General features: G+C 47.2%; 16 protein-coding genes (1 of these 16 only partly in view). 2 read left to right on the top strand and 14 right to left on the bottom strand.

What is annotated here, in order from left to right:
• Window positions 1–141, top strand: the end of a protein-coding gene (locus KB186_RS19950) for an endonuclease/exonuclease/phosphatase family protein (protein WP_232774232.1). 540 nt of this gene lie to the left of the window's left edge; the window shows 141 of its 681 coding nt (coding positions 541–681); the start codon falls outside the window, past its left edge; its stop codon occupies window positions 139–141.
• On the opposite strand, the gene KB186_RS19945 is transcribed toward KB186_RS19950, so the two are convergent.
• From KB186_RS19945 to KB186_RS19925, 5 genes are all read right to left on the bottom strand, one after another.
• Complete coding sequence (locus KB186_RS19945) at window positions 95–1579, bottom strand: alkaline phosphatase family protein (RefSeq protein WP_232774231.1); 1485 nt, start codon at window positions 1577–1579, stop codon at window positions 95–97. The two genes, KB186_RS19950 and KB186_RS19945, sit on opposite strands and share 47 nt — an antisense overlap.
• 124 nt (window positions 1580–1703) lie before the next feature.
• Window positions 1704–3200 (bottom strand): S41 family peptidase, encoded by a 1497-nt coding sequence (locus tag KB186_RS19940; protein ID WP_173611440.1) that lies wholly within the window; start codon window positions 3198–3200, stop codon window positions 1704–1706.
• Window positions 3197–5197 (bottom strand): S-layer homology domain-containing protein, encoded by a 2001-nt coding sequence (locus KB186_RS19935; RefSeq protein ID WP_173611441.1) that lies wholly within the window; start codon window positions 5195–5197, stop codon window positions 3197–3199. The genes KB186_RS19940 and KB186_RS19935 overlap by 4 nt, the downstream gene beginning before the upstream one ends.
• Before the next feature lie 56 nt (window positions 5198–5253).
• Window positions 5254–6369: a Nif3-like dinuclear metal center hexameric protein gene (locus KB186_RS19930; protein WP_173611442.1), complete on the bottom strand. Its 1116-nt coding sequence runs from the start codon at window positions 6367–6369 to the stop codon at window positions 5254–5256.
• Window positions 6345–7079, bottom strand: a complete 735-nt coding sequence (locus KB186_RS19925; RefSeq protein WP_173611443.1) for a tRNA (adenine(22)-N(1))-methyltransferase — start codon at window positions 7077–7079, stop codon at window positions 6345–6347. The genes KB186_RS19930 and KB186_RS19925 overlap by 25 nt, the downstream gene beginning before the upstream one ends.
• Before the next feature lie 385 nt (window positions 7080–7464).
• Here KB186_RS19925 and KB186_RS19920 point away from each other — a divergent pair, with 385 nt between their 5' ends.
• Window positions 7465–8742: a S8 family peptidase gene (locus KB186_RS19920; protein ID WP_173611444.1), complete on the top strand. Its 1278-nt coding sequence runs from the start codon at window positions 7465–7467 to the stop codon at window positions 8740–8742.
• Between the two features lie 78 nt (window positions 8743–8820).
• On the opposite strand, the gene KB186_RS19915 is transcribed toward KB186_RS19920, so the two are convergent.
• From KB186_RS19915 to glyQ, 9 genes are all read right to left on the bottom strand, one after another.
• On the bottom strand, window positions 8821–9960 hold the full coding sequence (locus tag KB186_RS19915) for an acyl-CoA dehydrogenase (RefSeq protein WP_232774230.1): 1140 nt from the start codon (window positions 9958–9960) through the stop codon (window positions 8821–8823).
• 139 nt (window positions 9961–10099) lie between these two features.
• Window positions 10100–10264, bottom strand: a complete 165-nt coding sequence (locus KB186_RS19910; protein WP_173611446.1) for a hypothetical protein — start codon at window positions 10262–10264, stop codon at window positions 10100–10102.
• Between the two features lie 63 nt (window positions 10265–10327).
• A complete protein-coding gene (locus KB186_RS19905; RefSeq protein ID WP_173611447.1) occupies window positions 10328–11242 on the bottom strand; it encodes a hypothetical protein in 915 nt (304 codons plus the stop codon).
• 93 nt (window positions 11243–11335) lie between these two features.
• Window positions 11336–12466: an RNA polymerase sigma factor RpoD gene (gene rpoD, locus KB186_RS19900; protein ID WP_047072497.1), complete on the bottom strand. Its 1131-nt coding sequence runs from the start codon at window positions 12464–12466 to the stop codon at window positions 11336–11338.
• A 34-nt stretch (window positions 12467–12500) separates the two neighbouring features.
• On the bottom strand, window positions 12501–14375 hold the full coding sequence (dnaG, locus tag KB186_RS19895) for a DNA primase (protein WP_173611448.1): 1875 nt from the start codon (window positions 14373–14375) through the stop codon (window positions 12501–12503).
• Window positions 14376–14578: 203 nt separating this feature from the next.
• Entirely contained in the window at window positions 14579–15415 is an 837-nt protein-coding gene (locus tag KB186_RS19890) for a pyruvate, water dikinase regulatory protein (protein WP_173611449.1), read from the bottom strand.
• Between the two features lie 11 nt (window positions 15416–15426).
• Window positions 15427–16071: a transcriptional regulator CcpN gene (ccpN, locus tag KB186_RS19885; RefSeq protein ID WP_173604593.1), complete on the bottom strand. Its 645-nt coding sequence runs from the start codon at window positions 16069–16071 to the stop codon at window positions 15427–15429.
• A gap of 122 nt (window positions 16072–16193) precedes the next feature.
• On the bottom strand, window positions 16194–18263 hold the full coding sequence (glyS, locus tag KB186_RS19880) for a glycine--tRNA ligase subunit beta (protein ID WP_232774229.1): 2070 nt from the start codon (window positions 18261–18263) through the stop codon (window positions 16194–16196).
• The gene (gene glyQ, locus KB186_RS19875; protein ID WP_173611451.1) at window positions 18256–19188 is read right to left on the bottom strand and encodes a glycine--tRNA ligase subunit alpha; all 933 of its coding nucleotides are present in this window, start codon (window positions 19186–19188) and stop codon (window positions 18256–18258) included. Before glyQ ends, glyS begins: the two co-directional genes overlap by 8 nt.
• Window positions 19189–19260 lie beyond the last annotated feature (72 nt).

Genomic DNA, 19260 nt, shown 5'->3' with positions numbered 1-19260 from the left:
TTCCGCCGACGTTTGGACTATATTTTCGCTTCCCATCACTGGAATATTGAGCATTACGAGCTGCTACCTGTCAATTGGTCCGATCATGTCCCGGTCATTGTGGATCTGAGTTTGACAGAATCCCCAGCTCACGGAGAATAAAGTCTTTGACATCTACCAGTCTTGCTGGAAGTGGAAACATCTCTGAAGCACCTGCAATTACTAACGGAATTAGCGAATCTTGCTTATGCAGTGATCCGTGACTTCCTCCACCTAAATGCGTGGGAGCACATTCCGATAAAAATTCATAGCTCTTGGCCGCAGTAACAACTACCACGTCACCGGTCTGCGAGAACAATGCCCCGTATAGTCGAGAAAAAGCATCCGGGTATGTATCAAAAGAAAGACTTTCTCCATCATATTGCACATCCAACACGGAAACGTCCCCTTCAACGGACCAAGAAGAACCGTACGCATCTTGATACTCCCCGTTTCGCCAAAAACACATTTCCTGTTGTGTTCCTCCCCGACGCACCTTTACCTTCTCGCCCTCTTTCCAAGCAATCAAATCAATTCTTTCTTCCACACTAACCGCTTTTACAATAGAAAGCGGATCTGTCTCATTCACTGGATACAAATAAGTCATACGCTCATTATTGCAAATGACCACTTCCACTTCTGATGTCACATCAGTACCAAGCGCATGGATCGAAAAATTCGCCAAAAGACGATCCAGCGGTATATTGTGGTCCTCACTTTCTCCGATGACGGTCTGTCCATGATCACTAATCAGAATGCATACATTTCTCTCAAGCATTTGCTCCCATGATGCGAAGCTATCCAGCAAACGAGCCAATTGCTTGTCTACATCTGCCAAGTGCTGTACGGCATCCTCCGGGGAATTATGGAGTTTATGATCATTTTCCGGCAGATAGACCAGCGTAAAATGTGGCTGCTGACCGCTGCGAATCACCTCAATCATAACATCGATTGCATACGTATCATTAATTCCGTAGCCTTCCAAAGCCGATTGGGAGAAATCCCACGGGACGGTACGAAATAACGCCGGGCTTACCAGTGTCCCCATACTCATGATCGTTGGACCACTCATTTTTTCGCGCAGGGAAAAGGATGTAATTGTATCCAGCAAGGTCGGCATTTTCACCTTATGCTGCTTATGTCCGCGGTGGGCGATAACATTGATGGAACCGGATACGAGATTGTTTTCTTCCAGTACCTCATGAATTGTTTTTACATCCTTGCTCAGATGACGTTCGTTCAAATCAAAAAGGACGTTTCCCGCACAGCTCGAAATGCCTATTTTTCGGATTGAAGCGGCCCCATTAATATAATTCACCATTTTTTTCTGTTCGGCATCATACCAAACTAACCCCGGCACTTTGTGCTGATCGGGATAAACCCCCGTAATGAGGGAGCAATCTATCGAAGCCGTCATTGTAGGGAACACGGTCACACAATCTGGTATGTACTGGCTATGCTCCATGAAAAACCGAAGTGCCGGTGCTTTATTGGCAGCAATGCATCGCTCCAGAACATCAGGCATCATGGAGTCGATCAGGAAAAGTATGACCTTTTTCATTCAGCTGCCACCCTTCTTGTCGTAATAGTCATAGTCGCACTTGATAGTGTTCGATTTTGCATGACCGAGTATACGCCTGAAAAAGAAAAAGCCCCCGCTCGCCAATAGCGACAGGGGACCATGCTCACGAAGTAAATGTGAGGATGTTGACACCATTTTTCGTTTGCAGTTTCAGTGCAGGATACTTCTTCAAAAACGGAGCTAGTGCTACGTAATCTTTTTCCCCAATGGACGAATCCCCCAGCAAATGCGATAGTACAGCAGCTCGGATTTGCAGCCCTTGAGGCGTTTGTTTAAAGAGAGGATCCACCGTCGGGAAAGGAATTCCATTGATGACTGTATCGCCTTCTGCGTCACTCAGTTCCCACGTATTGACCTTTAATGAATGGAGGGCTTCAACCACTTGTGCTCCATAATCCTCCACAACCATATCAGGTTGAAGGCCTACGTGATTCACAACAGTATGTTTAGGCGTAAAATATTCGTTCAGTGTTAGCTTGAGTGCGTCACCGTCCGACAACGGAATAACTTGTTGGGCACTTCCTTTTCCAAATGTTTTGGTACCCACAAGCTTGGCGATGCCATGATCACGCAGCGCACCCGACAACAGCTCAGATGCAGAAGCTGTTCCACCGTTTACCAAAATTCGCACAGGAATGCCGATATCCTGTCCATTTCGTACCCACGTCTCTACCTCTACCCCATTGCGATTCGTGGTATACATGAGCAAGCCTTCTTCCATAAAGAGGCTCGCGATATCCCGTGCTGTGGACAAGTATCCCCCGCCATTATCCCGCAGGTCTAACACCAATCCGGACAACGGCTTTTGCACACGGGAAAGTTCAGCAAGCTTATCCCTTACCTGGATAGCTCCTTCTGATCCGAATGTTTCAAGACTGATATAGCCAACCGCGCCTTTCGTAAACATCTGTCCTTCCGCTTCCGGCAAGGTCATGGAGACACGCTTCAACTTTACCTGGTGCTCCCGTTTGTCAGATGGACGATATACTGTAAGAACGGCTTCAGTCCCTTCGTTGCCCTTCAAATAAGCATACGCTTCTTCAAAAGTCTTTCCGACCAACGAGGTCTCATTGACTTTGATCAATTGATCGCCTCGTTGCAAAGAAGATGCGGCTGCTGGAGAATTCGGAACGATTTCACGGATGATAATATGATCATTTTGACGCCGCAGACGAAAGCCAAATCCAACGAATTGATTTTCAACGTCAGATTGAAACAGACGCAATTCATCTTGAGTAAAAAATACGCTGTGTGGGTCATTCAGCGTGGAAAGCATTCCATCAATCGCCCAAGTGTTCATCGTCGGCGTATCAAACCCGCCTTTCTTCTGCCATTCTTCGAGCCTCAATTCCAACTCATCCCAGGTGTCATCTTCTTCTGAAAATTTGAACTGAAGCTGTTTTTTCTCTTTGGCCTGCTCACTGACCACCTCTAAAGCTCCTTTTACCAATTGTTTGGCTGTCGGTTTGCTCAAGTGGCTTTCTATGACATGCTGGAACACTTCTTCTGTTTCCTCGAAAGGATACTCTGCCGCTTGCACGGGAAGAACAGTTGTGAATAGCAGTACTGTTGCTACTGCCCATTGACTAATTCGTTTCATGGCGCCACCCCTTTTCGAACATCATCAGGTATCGAGAATTCAACATTGCTTGTAAAGTCATACTGGTCGGTACCCGAATAGGCTACGTATTCGTCGCCCTCATAAATTTCTTCATAACGCCATGTATGTTTGACAATCTGGTCGCTAGCTCGATCAATATAATACTTGTTCATGAACAAGGGAACCTCTTTCACTTTTCCTTGTCCGAGCATAACCTTCTTTGATTTCTCTACCAGCATAGAGCCCGGAATCCACTCCGTAATGACGTCGTACTTCCCGTATGATTGTTTGTAGTAGCGTGCATGAAGCTCCTTGGCCCGATCAGCTACCTTGACAGCACCAACCCACTCGTGCAAGAAGTCAACTTTGTCCGTTTTGCTCTTGTCCCATGTCTGCCGATCCGTATCATACGAGTATTGCGTGTTTGTTTTCCCATCTGTATAGGAGAGCAGCTTGTCTGATATTAGCTTTTGCGGAGATTGATAAAAGCCGGATATTTTGCTTATTTGTTTTTCCTTGTTAACATCCTGCGTATAGGAGAACGTCAATCCACTCAATACCGCTTCACCCTTCACTTGGTAGGTGTCGGCATTATCCAACAGGCGCAAAGAGTATCCCAAATCAGAAATAATAGCTGGCTGATCTTTTAAAGATGCGAACTCTTGACGCAACATTTTGTGCAGCTGATTCATTCTGCTGTCTGACGCTTTCGGTTTCATCGTAGCAAGAACTTCTTCTGCTTCCTGCATGCGTCCTTCCTGCAAATAATAATAGGAAGTATTCAACAATGCCTCCGGGCTCCTGTCGGCAAATCGCTTGTAACGTGCCATCGCCAGGTCTCCCTGACCACTCCTGATTTCCATTGCCCCCAAATACATGGCGAGCGATTCCCATTCTTTGGAATCTTGCTTCACTTTTTGTTCATAAGCACCAAGTCGGTCGAGCACTTTTTTGTATTGGCTTTGATCCTTGTTCCCTAGCTGCAAGGAAATATCATACACATTGGCACTCAACAGCCCGAGTGTGTCCGGGAGAATGATTTTGTCTTCGAAGTAAGCATCGATAGCAAGAAAAGCTTCCTCGAGATTGGTTTCAATCGGTGTTTCAGGATTCCAGCTCAATAAATAGTGAACACCGACTTGATTAGGGAAGGAGGAATCCGCCAGCTTGCGTAACTGTTCGAAGGTCTCTTCACTATCATTTCTACTGCGAATAGCGGCAGCCGCATCTACATAAATCTGTTCTTCTGTTGTTTTGGGATCTGTATAGGTTGCGAATAACGGCAATACCTCATCGATATCCGGGACCATGGGGAACTTTTTCCCGTCGTAATCCAGCAGAGGCATGATTCCATCCTGAAGGAAATAATCCACCATGCGATCAGCAGCGACTGCAGCATCTCCCCGCTTCACCCGATCCGTTTTTTCTCCCTTTAGCCATCCCCAGGAACTCACTTCTTCCCAAGCATTTTTACTATCTGGAGACATCGTGAACATTTGCAATATCTTGGCAGCTTCTTCGTTGGTGATCGGTTGATTCGGATTCATCATCTCACCAGGAAAAATATACTGAATCGCATTTGGACCGTACAGTCTATCCAAGATCGTGGAGACGCGCAACGTCGGTTTGTACATCCACGTCAGGCGATCAACATCTTTATACGGCAAATACGGTTCCTGAAAACCTTCTGCCCGCGCCCACTCCGAATGCTCGGATAAGAAAGTAAGGGGATAGATCTGATACTGCCCGCCGTAATAAAGACGATCGACCATGACAAGAAATTCCGCACGCGTCATGTCACGATTTGGGTAAAACTTCGGAACATTGGGACCAGCCTCAAACAAACCGAGCTGCACACCTTGAATGATTGCTTTTCTCGCCCAGTGCTTGCTGATGTCATTGTATGGCAATAAGCCCCCAGCCGCTGATGCGACGCCGGGGGAGAGTAAGCTTAATGTCAGTAATCCACAAGAAATCGTCCGGATTAGTTTTTGCACATAAAATCCTCCTACACTTCATCTGGCAGGCAACAAAAGGTTGGTCCTGCTACGTCTTAAACAAACTGGAACGGATCTGTGTGCACGCGCGAAGGAATAACCTCTGTCTCGTAACCATTTGCCTGCAATTGCTCAAGCAAGATGGTTGCCAGCTTTTCCTTCATGATTTTTTCGATATTGTGACCAGCATCTACGATCGACAAGCCTTCCGCTTGCGCATCGTGTGCGGTGTGATAGCCAATGTCTCCTGTTAAATAAACATCCGCGCCTTTAAAAATGGCTTTGGAAACAAAGGAGCTGCCGTCTCCACCTACTACCGCTACTTTTTTGACTGTCGCATCCAAGTCACCAACTACGCGAAGACCATGTAGGGCAAACCGTTCTTTGACGAGCAAAGCAAACTCACGGAGCGTCAGTGGTGTAGGCAGACTGCCGATACGCCCAATTCCGTACACAGTTCCTGATTGCTCTAGTGGAATGATGTCATAGGCGACTTCTTCGTAGGGATGGGCAGCAAGCATTGCTTTGACCACAGCCGATTGCCTGGACGCAGGAACAATCATCTCGATGCGAACTTCCTCTACTTTTTCCAGTTGACCTCTCGAACCGATATGGGGATTCGTTCCTTCCCCTGGCCAAAAGGTTCCAGTGCCTTCTGTCTGAAAAGAACAGTGGCTATAGTTACCTACATGCCCAGCACCCGCTTCAGCAAGTGCAGAAAACACTGCTTCCTTATGGGTAGCAGGCACGAATACGATGAGCTTCTTCCAAGCCTCTCGTGAAAGAACATCCAGTACATCTACGTCAGTGAGTCCAACCGCTTCTGCAAGCCAATCGTTCATTCCCCCGTACGCAACATCCAAATTGGTATGGGCTGTATATACCGCAATGTCGTGCTTGATCAGCTTTTCGAACACGCGTCCTGCGGCGAGATCCGTCCTCAGGTGTTTCAGTGGTCGATATATGACGGCATGGTGGGCCACAATCAGGTCGACACCCTCTGCGATTGCTTCATCCACCACAGATTCCAGTACGTCTAGTGCGATCATCACTTTTTTTACCTTTTTTTGCAAGGTGCCTACATGAAGACCAATCTTGTCGCCTTCCATCGCCAACGATTTAGGTGCCAGACGTTCTATATATTGAATTACTGTTTGTCCGTGCGCAAGCATGCGATCACCTCATCGATCCATTTTACTTCTGCTTCGATTTCTTTTATTCGTTCTGCTGCTTCCGGCTTGTCCGAACGCTTTAATTGAACGATGATCTTTTGCCATTTTTCATGCTCATGCAGCCACTTCTCTTGTAATACCTCTGATTTTTCCATCCAAAGAAATGGACCAATGCGCAGGAGCTCTTGCTGTGTACGATCTTTGCCCTCATACGGCAAGGTAGGATTGCCTCGTTCTGCGACGAGAATCTCATAAATCACGCCGTCTTCCTGCAAAATGGACTCGGCAATTAACTGCCAACCGTTCTCTATCATCCACAGGCGAACCGCTTCTTCTCCTACGTTTGGTTGCAGAATCAGGCGTTGTACGCCTTCCAGTTTGTCTTTTCCTGCTTCCAAAATGGAAACGATCAATTGTCCGCCCATCCCAGCAATGCAGATCACATCTGCTTCGCCTGGTTGTACTACCGCGAGCCCGTTTCCTTTACGCACCGAAGCGCGGTCTTTTACCTGCAATGTATGTATTTGTTTTTGTGCCGCTTGAAAAGGCCCTTCATTCAATTCGCCTGCGATTACGAAAGAAGCAATTCCTTTTACAAGCAAATAAGAAGCCAACAACGCATGATCCGACCCGATGTCGGCGACGCGGGCTCCTTCTGGACAATAGCGGGCAATCGTTTGTAGCCGCTTGGATATTGATACTGATGTCATCTGTATACTCACCTTCCGTTGCCTCTATTCTACCCTATTTGGCAGCAATTGCGAAATGCTAAATCCCTAACAGATACTCAGCAAAGAACGACAAAATCCTCGCTGTTGCACCCAACAAAAGATATGGCAACTAAGGGGGAACCATGTGTGACAGTCAGGAAGCTTCAGGTGACTGTTACGTTGGATGTAATGTTCGGAATTACAAGCGATTTTTTTAAATATGACGTTGTTTTTTTGATGTTTTATGTAATTTAACTTAATTTTTATTAAATTGTGAACTTTATTTTAATAAATAAATATTTACAAATTTTTTACAGATATGTATATTAACGCCATGAACATCACGAACTACATAAACTAAATACTCTTTAAGGAGGAGAACAGTATGAAAAAAAGAACCGGCAAGTGGTGGGGAATGGGATTACTCTCATCGGCGCTAGTGATGAGTGTCTTCACAGGTGTGGGGGCAGCAAGTAACGATTCATTCAATGAATTTGGAACTGAACGGGTATTAATTCAGTCAGATTCGGATGTGAGAACCGGTTATTTTGCTGGACCTTTGGAAGTACGCCATGATTTTGGCGAAGATGGCTTTACCCTCGATGTAAATAGCGATCAACTTGACCAACTGAAAAGCGATCCCAATGTAAAAATTACAGTATTGCAAAAATTAAAGATCGCTGAGTATATAGAAGAAGATCAGGCAAGCGAGCCAGAGTTCTCTCCTGCGGCAGTCGTTCCGTGGGGAATTAAAGCAATCTATAAGAACCAGTCCCTCTCCTCTACGACTGGCGGTGCAGATGTTCGTGTTGCAGTTCTGGATACTGGCGTGTATACGCAACATCCGGACCTAACCGCTAACGCAGAGCAGTGCAACGATTTCACGCAAGCTTCTCCTGTTGTTACCGGCGCTTGCAATGATGCGCATGGTCATGGAACACACGTCGCCGGGACTGTTCTCGCTAACGGCGGTGGTGGCGCAGGTATTTATGGTGTAGCACCAGATGCAAAGCTATGGGCATATAAAGTATTGGATGACTCCGGTTCCGGCTATGAGGATGACATTGCCTATGCTATTCGTTACGCTGCTGACCAGTCCGCTCAATTAGGCGTGAAAACGATCGTCTCTATGTCTCTTGGCTCTAGCGGTAAGAGCACCCTTATGGAAAGTGCCATCACGTATGCAAACCAAAAAGGTGTATTAGTCGTCGCTGCGGCTGGTAACTCTGGACCGACAGTGAATAGCATTGGCTACCCTGGAGCATTAGTGAATACAGTAGCCGTAGCAGCGTTAGAGAATGTTCAACAAAACGGTACCTACCGTGTGGCTGACTTCTCTTCTCGTGGCAAGAGCGGGCAGGCGGGAGACTACGTGATTCAAGAACGCGATGTGGAAGTATCAGCACCAGGACGCGCTATTCAATCTACATGGAATAACGGAGGCTATAATTCCATCAGCGGAACCTCCATGGCAACTCCACACATTTCAGGTTTGGCTGCAAAAATCTGGGCTTCCAATCCATCTTGGAGCTCTCAAAATGTTCGCGTGGAATTGCAAAAACGCGCGAAAGGAAATGACATCAAAGGTGGCTCAAGCGCTGCTCTAGGAGACGATATTGCTAGTGGATTTGGATTCCCAACTGTACAGCCTGGCGATCAATAAAAAGTAAAAAACAAAAAAAGAGCCATGGCTGTCAGTTAACACTGGCAGTCATGCTCTTTGTTCTCAAACACAAAAAGGCTAGCAACCGATTTCTCTTGCGATAACATTACGCAGAATCTCTGAAGTCCCCTCTCCGATCTCTAACAGTCGGGCATCGCGGAAAAATCGTTCTACCTGATACTCCCGCATATAACCATAGCCGCCGTGAATCTGAATAGCCTGATGAGTAGCAGACATGGCAATCTCCGATGCATACAATTTTGCCATAGCCGCTTCTTTCGTAAATTTGCGACCATGATCCTTCAGCCACGCTGCTTTATACACCATCATTCTCGCCAGCTCTATTTGCATCGCCATATCCGCCAGCTTGTGCTGGATCGCTTGAAAATGACTCAAGGAATTCCCAAAAGCTGTACGCTGCTTCGAGTATTGCAGTGCCTTGTCGTAGGCAGCCTGAGCAATTCCTACTGCCATCGCTCCGATCCCAATTCGCCCACCATCAAGTGTAATGAGGAACTGCTTGAAGCCTTCGCCTCGCTTTCCAAGGACGTTTTCCTCTGGCACTCTCACATTTTCAAGAACGAGCTCGGTTGTATTAGAGCTGTGCAAGCCGAGCTTTTCATAGTTCGCCAGTACTTGAAAACCCGGTGCATCTGTCGGAACGATAAAAGCAGTAATACCACGTGAGCCCTGATCTTTGTCAGTCACAGCTGTCAAGGCGAGAAATGAAGCATAGGAAGCATTGGTTATGAAGCATTTGGAGCCGTTAATCGTCCACTCCCCGTCAGCCAAGACCGCATTCGTTTTCGTTCCACCTGCGTCAGATCCTGCATTCGGTTCCGTCAAGCCAAATGCGCCAAAGCTCTCGCCGGAACAGATTTTGCTTAAATAGTTCAGCTTTTGCTCTTCCGTTCCAAACAAAGCCAGTGGAGCGCCACCTAACGAGATATGCGCCGAATACGTGATTCCTGTAGAACCACATGCACGACTTAGCTCTTCTACAACGATTGCAAAACTCGTGGAATCAGCTCCCGCACCCCCGTATTTTTCAGAGAAGGGAAGACCCATCAGGTTCAGCTCGCTCATCTGCTTGAATATTTCGACAGGAAATTGTTTAGTTTGATCGCGTTCATCTGCTCCTGGCGCCACTACCTCATCAGCAAACTCGCGTATCATTTTTTTCAACATTTGTTGTTCTGAAGTCAAATCGAAGTTCATAATCGCTGCCCCCTTGAAAACGCTTTAGTTAAGAACTATCAAGAAACACACAATTTTGACTGAGCGTTTGTTCAGAATACTCTTACCATTATACACCACGATTTTGGATTCATGTGGTAATTTCTAAAAAAAAACACGCCTAAGATCGGCGTGCTCCTAATAAAATCGCTCCCAAAAAAGATACAGATGCTGCTATGAATCCGATGCTGTATGTATGTACACCCATAAATTTGGCTATTGTTTCTCCACCCAGAAAAAAAGCCGCCAGCAAAATACCGACTAATACTTTCCACTTGTTGTTCATCTATTCACCCCGTTTGCGCTCTTCAGAAATTGTAACAAATAAGCAGCGAGAGGAAAACGAGTCTTACAGCCGCAACCATGCATACCAATATCCACGCGTGAAGAAAAACAAAATGGACGCGATGAACACCTTGATGAACAACAGCAATTGAATCATATCCCGCTTCGCTGCTGGAATATACAGAGCCTGTATCTCTGCACCAAAGAAAAAGGCAAGTCCACATACAGCAAATACTCCCGCCCATTTCGAATTAGCCTTATTCATCAAGAAGCCCATACCCGTGAGCAAGCACGCAAGCGGTACCCAGTACAACTCCGATGTCCACCAAGTATAGTCTATCCCTACCCGATGAACGGTTGTAATGCCATACAAGATGGCCAAACCCAGTAAGCCTGCATAGAGCAAATAAGCATAACCGAAAACAATAGCACTGATGCACAGTAACATGCAAACAAAGCCTAAATAGAACAGAACGAACGGCATGCTACCATCCAATTTTTGGATACAATAAACGCCTCCCGCGATCAAGATCAGAAAAGACAAAGCCAGGAATAAATGCGTCAATGGCGGGGCCGACCTTCGATAAACGAGTCCCAGAATATAGAAAACGAGTGCGAAACAGGCAAAGATGGTAATTTGCATTGGGGTTTGAAAACGGTTAAAATGAAAAGCAAGTAAGATCAAACCAGCAATGACAAAGGCACCAAGGAGCCATGCCACTACCATTTTCCCCGTCACTGGAGAGACAGTTCTAGGTGCATATGTATTTGTGACAGATGATGTTGAATTGACTTTTCCTGACAGCACACCCGGTGCCGTTCCCATTCGCTCATTCCCGCCTGCGGACGCCGGTGTATTTGGCCGATCCCCTTCTGTATACAGGTTTAACAAGAAGATGCAGTAATGTTCAGGCAGTAAATGGTTGCGCCGCCAGTTTTCAATTTCGGCGATGATTGTGCGCTTGCGCTGGTCGTCCAACGCGGCCCCTCCTAACTACGACAAAAAGTGTTTTCCTTCATGAATAAGAAAAGCCTACGTCGGCTAACGTAGGCCACATACTTCTTATATCGGTTATTCCAAGAAATCTTTTAAGCGTTTACTTCTACTCGGATGACGCAATTTGCGAAGAGCTTTTGCTTCAATCTGACGAATCCGTTCACGGGTTACGCCAAACACTTTGCCTACTTCTTCTAACGTCCGTGTACGTCCGTCATCTAGCCCAAAACGCAGACGCAGTACATTTTCTTCCCGGTCTGTTAATGTATCCAAAACGTCTTCCAACTGTTCTTTCAAAAGTTCATAGGCAGCGGCATCAGATGGCTCCAATGCATCCTGATCCTCAATGAAATCACCTAAGTGGGAATCGTCTTCTTCCCCAATTGGAGTCTCCAGGGATACTGGTTCTTGAGCAATCTTCATGATTTCCCGAACTTTTTCCGGAGTAAGATCCATTTTTTCAGCGATTTCTTCTGGCATAGGTTCACGACCTAGCTCTTGCAGAAGCTGACGGGAAACGCGGATTAATTTATTGATCGTTTCCACCATGTGAACCGGAATCCGGATCGTTCTAGCCTGGTCTGCAATAGCACGGGTAATCGCTTGGCGAATCCACCAGGTCGCATACGTACTGAACTTGTAGCCTTTGCGATAGTCAAACTTTTCCACCGCTTTAATCAGGCCCATGTTCCCTTCTTGAATCAAGTCGAGGAATAGCATACCGCGTCCTACATAACGCTTCGCGATCGATACAACCAATCGCAAGTTCGCCTCAGCCAAACGTCTTTTGGCTTCCTCATCACCTTGTTCAATTCGCTGTGCCAGTTTAATCTCCTCTTCTGCGGAGAGCAGAGGAACTCGACCAATTTCCTTCAGATACATCCGTACAGGGTCATTGATCTTGATTCCAGGCGGAACGGAGAGATCGTCAAAATCAAATTCTTCGTTGTCCTCGTCCTTGATGATCATTTGATCGACTTCATCATCGTCATCTTCATTCTCATTGTTGTTAATCTCAATGCCTTGATCACCAAGATATTCAAAAAACTCATCCATTTGATCAGAATCCTGCTCAAAACCTGCCAGGCGATCCGTAATTTCTTTATACGACAACACGCCGCGTTTCTTGCCTAATTCGACCAACTGTTCCTTCACTTGTTCGATGGACATTGCTTCCATGTCGGAAGTGATATTTTGCTTGTTCATCTACTTTCCCTCCTTCCCCGGGAATGATCTGAAGCTACCCTTCTTTTAAAGCATTTTCCAATTCAAGAATCTTCATCCCTGTAACGGCTGCTTGAAGTTCAAGTTGTTTGCGCGCATCCTCGCTGTCCGCTGCGGCCGCTTGGAGGTGTAAGCTCCGCTGCTCATCGCGCAATCGTTCCAACTCGGCACGCTTCGGGTAGTTATTCACTTGTTTGATGTAGTCACCGATCTCCAACTCAGATACGTCGTTGTTGCACTCCATCATGGCCAATCCCGAGGCTAATTGCTTTAACAAATCGTCTTGCACATAATGTATAAACTTTCCAGGGTCTTCCGGGTTTCCCTCTGCATAGTAGGCGTACAGGTAGGCAGCCAGCGCATCGTGTTCATCCACCTGAAAGTGGGCGCTGCATTCTTGTTGGACGCGGGCAGCGATTTCTACGTTCCGCATCATGTAGTAAAGCAGCATGCGCTCAGCCGTGTGATAAGCGGGTGGCAGTGATTTCGCGAGCGTAACTTTGCCATTATTTATACTATTATTCCATGCTGGCGTCACTTTATCCCTTTGGCGCTCACTTTTTTGCTGATTGTAGGCGCGTTTGGACTCCCATTTGAGATCACCGAGAGTAAGGGAGTATTCTTCAGCCAATTGCCGTTGGTACATGTCCCGTTCCACCGGGCTGCTAAGCTCGTTGATGATCTCGACCGCCTTCGCGATTAAGCGAGCTTTGTCCGTCTCATCTTTTATTACGAACTGACTGCGCAAATGTTTCAGACGGAAAGCCGTAATCGGCATCGCCTGTAACAATACCTGCTGGGAAAATGCTTCAGCCCCATGCTGGCGGATGTAATCATCCGGGTCCACTCCTTGTGGAAGTGGAGCTACTCGAACGATCAAACCGGCTTGCTGCAAAACGTGAATCGCTTTGCTCGTTGCTTCTTGTCCTGCAGCATCTCCGTCATAACAAAGTACGACTGACTCTGTATTGCGACGAAGAATTCTGGCCTGCTGCTCCGTCAAGGCTGTTCCCAAAGTGGCAATACCTTGCATAAAACCCGCCTGCCATGCCGATATGACATCGACATATCCTTCAAACAACAGCGCCTCTTTTCTCTTTCTAATAATGGGGCGCGCACGATGAAGATTAAACAGCGTAGCACTTTTGTTGAACAAAAGGCTTTCCGGGCTATTCAGATACTTGGGTTGAGACTTTTGGTTGGAATTGGGCTTCGATCCTTGCAGTAAGCGCCCTCCAAATCCGATGACGTTACCTTGGGAATCCTGGATCGGAAACATGATGCGACCTCGAAAGCGATCAAAGATTTTTCCTGCATCGCTCCTGGCCAAAAGCCCTGCTTCCACCATCAATTCCTGTGAAAATCCCCGCTTTGTCAACTGCTGCGTCACGAAATCCCAGGAATCCGGGGCGAATCCGATTTGGTATTCGGCTATTGTCGCCTCAGACATTCCGCGCTTTGCGAGATACTTCATCGCTTCTGCGCCATAGGGGGTTTTCGTTAGCACGTAGTGGTAGAGGCGTGAAACGAACGTATGCGCTTCCTGCATCGCATGCTTCATCCGTTTTTCAGGTGAATCCTCTACTTGCTGCGGCTGGGGCACAGCTATTCCGGCACGCTCCGCCAATTTGTGCAGTGCCTCTGGAAAAGTCAATTGCTCCAGTTTCATTAAAAAGGAAAAGATATCCCCACCTGCTCCACAGCCAAAGCAATGAAAAAACTGTCGCTCTGCATTTACGTTGAAGGAAGGGCTCTTTTCAGAGTGAAACGGACATAGACCGAGAAAGGCACGACCGCTTTTTCTCAGTTGAACGTACTCTCCTACAACGTCTACGATGTCGACAGCGGCACGCACTTGATTTACAAATTCATCTGAAGTGGGACCAGTCATGTCTTTCCACCTTTATAAGGAGAATCGCACGTGAGAATATTTAGTTCGTCAAAATTCGTCAATTTCCTTCTTTGCATCAAACTTCTTTTCTTCTTTTCTACTTTTCCACATTTCTTAGGGCAATAAACGCTGAGAAAATCACGGATGATAAGTATCCCGGCTAATTGATTTTCTACAAAAAACGCCAAAATCCTTCTTTTGGCCTATTTCCTTTCATTGCGGAGATTGTTTTTTCGAATCATCTCCAAAATGATGTTTGCCGTTTCTTCTACTGCCTTGTTGGAAACATCGATAACAGTACATCCGAGGCGCTCAATAATGCGTTTGGAATAAGCCAGTTCTTCGGCAATCCGCTCGAGATTGGCGTAATTTGCTTGTGCAGTCAATCCCAGTGCCTTCAGACGCTCTGTCCGAATGCCGTTCAATTGCTCCGGATTGATGGTAAGACCGATACACCGCTCTACTGGCAGTTGGAACAATTCTTCCGGTGGCTCTACCTCCGGGACAAGCGGAACATTGGCAACCTTAAGTCGTTTGTTAGCCAAATACATGGAAAGAGGCGTCTTGGAAGTACGCGAAACGCCAATCAAAACCACATCTGCTCGCAACAGGCCGCGTGGGTCCCGACCATCGTCGTATTTGACGGCAAACTCGATGGCGTCTACTTTGCGGAAATACTCTTCATCCAGTCGACGTACCAAGCCCGGTCTTCCTGTTGGCGGCTCTTTCAACATGCCCTGCAATGTATTCATCAAAGGCCCCATAACATCAAGAGCCGGAATTCCGTGAAGAGCAGCTTGTTTTGTAATATACGCATTAAGCTCCGGAATGACCAGAGTAAATACGATCATTGCCCGCGATTCTTTTGCCGAAGCAATGATTTCGTCAATCGATTCCTTGTCTTCAATATACGGATACTTTTGTACATCAAACAAAAAACGATCAAACTGACTAGCTCCTGCGCGAACGACAAGTTCGGCCGTTTCGCCGATGGAGTCTGAGACTACATAGATGAGCTGTCCTCGCTGATTACCTTGCATCGCTTCTCCTCCTACACTTTCGGTTCGCTACCCAATTCTACAAATGCTTTCGCGATCGTCGTCTTGGTGACGCGCCCCAACAGCTCCATATGCTTCGGATCTTCCTCGCTCGGCCTCACGACAGGCAGAGAATCGATCTGAAAATCAATCAGCTTTTTGGCGGCTGCGTACAAGGTCTCATCAGGTGCACATGTAATGATATTCGGCATCCTAGACATGATAATGCTGACCGGCACATCCTCCAGCGTCTTATTCCCTAAAGAAGCCCGCAGGAGGTCTTTTCGTGAGATCACGCCAGCCAAGTATCCTTTTTGATTGACGACGAATAACGTGCCAACATCCTCCAAAAAGAGGGTAACGATAGCGTCGTAAGCCGAGGCGGATTCGGAAACCACAATCGGTACCGCCTTGTAGTCATTGACGAGAAGCTTGTGAAGCCGTTCACTTATGACTGAGCTTGCGGGTCTGCCGGCATAAAAATACCCGACCCGAGGTCTGGCTTCTAAATATCCTGACATTGTGAGGATGGATAAATCAGGGCGCAGCGTCGCGCGAGTCAAATTCAGTCGCTCCGCGATATGTTCTCCTGTTATCGGTCCATCATCCTTCACTATCTGTAAGATGTGCTCTTGTCGTTTGGTAAGCTCGATGACCAATCACCCCGGTTCTGTCTTTACCTCTTCCTAGTATTACTCTATTCGACGGGATATTCCTTCTTTCACGCGGAAAAAAGGTGCCCCCGCCTGATTTTCAGACGAAGGCACCGGTTTTATTTTGTTTACGCGAATACAACTTTGGAAAAATCCGCATAGCGATAAAGCACACGAGAAAGTTGCAAGAGCAGCCCCAGACGATTCGCACGAACTGCCTGATCTTCTGCCATGACCATTACTTTATCAAAGAATGCGTTAATCGGCTGGCGCAAGGTTGACAAGGTTGCGAGCACCTTCTCTTGATCCTTCAGACTGTCTACGTCCTTCTGAACAGCTTGGAATGCCTGATACAAGGCACGCTCCACATCTTCAGCGAACAGAGCTTCATTGACCTTGTCTGCTTCCGCTTTTTGCGCCAGGTTGTTCACCCGGTTAAACTGCTCCACAATCAGCTTGAATTCTTCTGTTTGTACCGCTCCCATCAGTGCTTTTGCTTTTGCCAGCACCTCTGGAACCAATGTCAGGTCGGCAGCAAGCACGGCGTCGATGACATCGTAACGAACGCCATGATCCTGCAAGACATTTTTCAGACGGAGTGCGAAGAAGTCTACGAGGTCTTTTTTCACGTCTTCTGCCGCTCTCTTGTTTACGCCTTGTGCAACATAGCCTTCCATCGCAGCATCCCACAGATCGGCAAGAGAAATTTGCCAGTCGCGCTCAACCAAAATCGTAACGATTCCCGCTGCCATACGGCGCAGACCATACGGGTCCTGAGAACCAGTAGGCACAATACCGATAGAGAAGCAGCCTACGATCGTGTCCATCTTGTCAGCCAAACTGACGATAGCGCCTTGAGCAGAAGCAGGCATTTTGTCCCCTGCAAAACGCGGGAGGTAATGCTCAAATACGCCACTCGCAACGAGGTCGGACTCACCCGCTTTGCGCGCATAATCTTCACCCATGATCCCTTGCAGTTCAGGGAACTCGCCTACCATGTTGGTAACGAGGTCAAATTTTGCGATTTCGGCAATACGGTCTACTTGTTGGGTTTCTTCCGCGCTCACACCCAGCTTGCTTGCCATTTGCGCAGCTGTTTTGCGTACACGGCGAACTTTATCACCGATTGTTCCCAGCTCTTCGTGATAAACGATTGTCTCCAAGCGTTTCAGGCAGCTTTCAATGGACAGCTTTTGGTCCTCTACATAGAAGAAACGAGCATCAGACAAGCGTGCGCGAAGAACTTTTTCATTCCCTTTCGCTACGTTTTCCAGAGCGCGGCTGTCTCCATTTCGCACTGTCACAAAATGATTCAGCAATTGACCCTGTGCGTTTTCAACAGGGAAATAACGCTGGTGCTCACGCATGGAGGTAACCAAAACCTCACGTGGAATGGAAAGGAATTCTTGCTCGAACGTACCGTAAAGAGCGGTCGGATATTCTACAAGATGGACTACCTCATCCAGAAGCCCTTCGTCCATTGGAATTGTCCAGCCATTTTCCTTCTCCAAGCGATGAATTTGTTCTACAATGGCTGCTCTGCGCTCGTCAGGATTCACCATGACAAATTGCTCAGCCAGCTTGCTCGCGTATTCGCTTGGGTGATTCAACGTAACCTCTGTTCCCAAGAAGCGGTGTCCACGAGAAACGCGTCCGCTTTTTACGCCAGCAATCTCCAGATCGATCAATTCATCACCGAACAAAGCAACCAGCCAACGAATCGGACGAACGTATTTCAAATCGCGTGCGCCCCAACGCATGTTTTTCGGGAAGCTCATACCAATGATCACTTCAGCCAGTTGCGGCAAAAGCTCGGTAGTTGGTTTTCCCGCTTCGGATTTGCGAGCATGAACATACTCGATCCCGTTTACTTCTTTATAATACAGTTGGTCAGGCTCAACATTGTTGCTTCGTGCAAAACCGAGTGCTGCCTTTGACCAGTTCCCCGCTTCATCTTGTGCGATTTTGCGTGCAGGACCCTTCGCTTCATCATTGCGGTCAGGTTGCTTTTCTGCAAGTCCATTGATCAACAGGGCAAAACGACGAGGTGTCTCCAATGCCGTAATTTGATCAAACGGCACGCGCTCAGCAGTCAGCCACTTTTCTACTTTTTCCTTGAATTGTGCCGCTGCCTGTGCGACAAAACGAGCAGGCATTTCTTCCAAACCAACCTCTACGAGTAGATCGCGCTTACTCATTTGTATCCTCTCCCTTCACCTGATTCACTTGATCCGCAGCGTCCGCGTTGCCTTTTTGCAAAAGCGGGAAACCGAGGCGCTCACGCTCTTTATAATAGGTTTGTGCTACTTCACGAGACAGATTGCGTACACGAGCGATGTAACCTGTACGCTCCGTCACACTGATGGCTCCACGCGCATCCAGCAAGTTGAAGGTGTGGGAGCATTTCAGTACGTAGTCATATGCTGGGTAAACCAGTCGCTCCGCCATCAGTCTTTTTGCTTCAGACTCATACGTATTGTAAAGAGAGAACAGCATATCGACATCAGACAGCTCGAATGTGTATTTGGAATGCTCGTATTCTGGTTGCAGGAATACATCTCCGTACGTATACCCGTTGCACCATTCCAGATCGAATACATTTTCTTTTTCCTGAATATAGGAGGCCAAACGCTCCAGTCCGTAAGTCAGCTCGACTGCTACTGGTTTACATTCCAGACCGCCCACTTGCTGGAAGTACGTGAACTGTGTGATCTCCATACCGTCCAGCCAAACTTCCCAGCCTAAACCCCATGCGCCAAGCCCTGGGTGCTCCCAGTTGTCCTCTACAAATCGGATATCATGCTCCAGTGGCTCGATTCCGAGTTCACGCAAGCTCTCCAGGTACAGCTCCTGAATGTTGTCCGGAGATGGCTTCATGATTACTTGGAACTGGTGATGCTGATACAGACGGTTCGGGTTTTCCCCATAACGTCCGTCTGCCGGGCGGCGGGAAGGCTCCACGTATGCCACATTCCACGGCTCAGGTCCAATGGAACGAAGGAAGGTCATTGGGTTGAGCGTACCTGCCCCTTTTTCAACGTCATACGGCTGGACAATGAGACAGTTTTGCTTTGCCCAAAAGTTTTGCAGCGTCAAAATGATGTCTTGAAATGTCATTTTCATGCTTTTTCCTCCTCTAAATGATTTACTAGGCTTTAAGTCGAAACTAAAAAAACCTCCCGCCTCTACACTGCC

Origin of the sequence: Brevibacillus sp. AF8 (genome assembly GCF_021270385.1) — a bacterium.
GTDB lineage: Bacteria > Bacillota > Bacilli > Brevibacillales > Brevibacillaceae > Brevibacillus.
Note: the sequence above shows the minus strand (reverse complement) of the source record. Positions and strands in the feature narration are given on the sequence as shown.

Excerpts from the sequence above, each read along its gene's own strand:
- KB186_RS19945 (WP_232774231.1), bottom strand. The coding sequence starts at position 1,579 with ATGAAAAAGGTCATACTTTTCCTGATCGACTCCATGATGCCTGATGTT.
- KB186_RS19940 (WP_173611440.1), bottom strand. The coding sequence starts at position 3,200 with ATGAAACGAATTAGTCAATGGGCAGTAGCAACAGTACTGCTATTCACA.
- KB186_RS19930 (WP_173611442.1), bottom strand. The coding sequence starts at position 6,369 with ATGCTTGCGCACGGACAAACAGTAATTCAATATATAGAACGTCTGGCA.
- KB186_RS19925 (WP_173611443.1), bottom strand. The coding sequence starts at position 7,079 with ATGACATCAGTATCAATATCCAAGCGGCTACAAACGATTGCCCGCTAT.
- KB186_RS19920 (WP_173611444.1), top strand. The coding sequence starts at position 7,465 with ATGAAAAAAAGAACCGGCAAGTGGTGGGGAATGGGATTACTCTCATCG.
- KB186_RS19915 (WP_232774230.1), bottom strand. The coding sequence starts at position 9,960 with ATGAACTTCGATTTGACTTCAGAACAACAAATGTTGAAAAAAATGATA.
- KB186_RS19910 (WP_173611446.1), bottom strand. The coding sequence starts at position 10,264 with ATGAACAACAAGTGGAAAGTATTAGTCGGTATTTTGCTGGCGGCTTTT.
- rpoD (WP_047072497.1), bottom strand. The coding sequence starts at position 12,466 with ATGAACAAGCAAAATATCACTTCCGACATGGAAGCAATGTCCATCGAA.
- dnaG (WP_173611448.1), bottom strand. The coding sequence starts at position 14,375 with ATGACTGGTCCCACTTCAGATGAATTTGTAAATCAAGTGCGTGCCGCT.
- KB186_RS19890 (WP_173611449.1), bottom strand. The coding sequence starts at position 15,415 with ATGCAAGGTAATCAGCGAGGACAGCTCATCTATGTAGTCTCAGACTCC.
- glyS (WP_232774229.1), bottom strand. The coding sequence starts at position 18,263 with ATGAGTAAGCGCGATCTACTCGTAGAGGTTGGTTTGGAAGAAATGCCT.
- glyQ (WP_173611451.1), bottom strand. The coding sequence starts at position 19,188 with ATGAAAATGACATTTCAAGACATCATTTTGACGCTGCAAAACTTTTGG.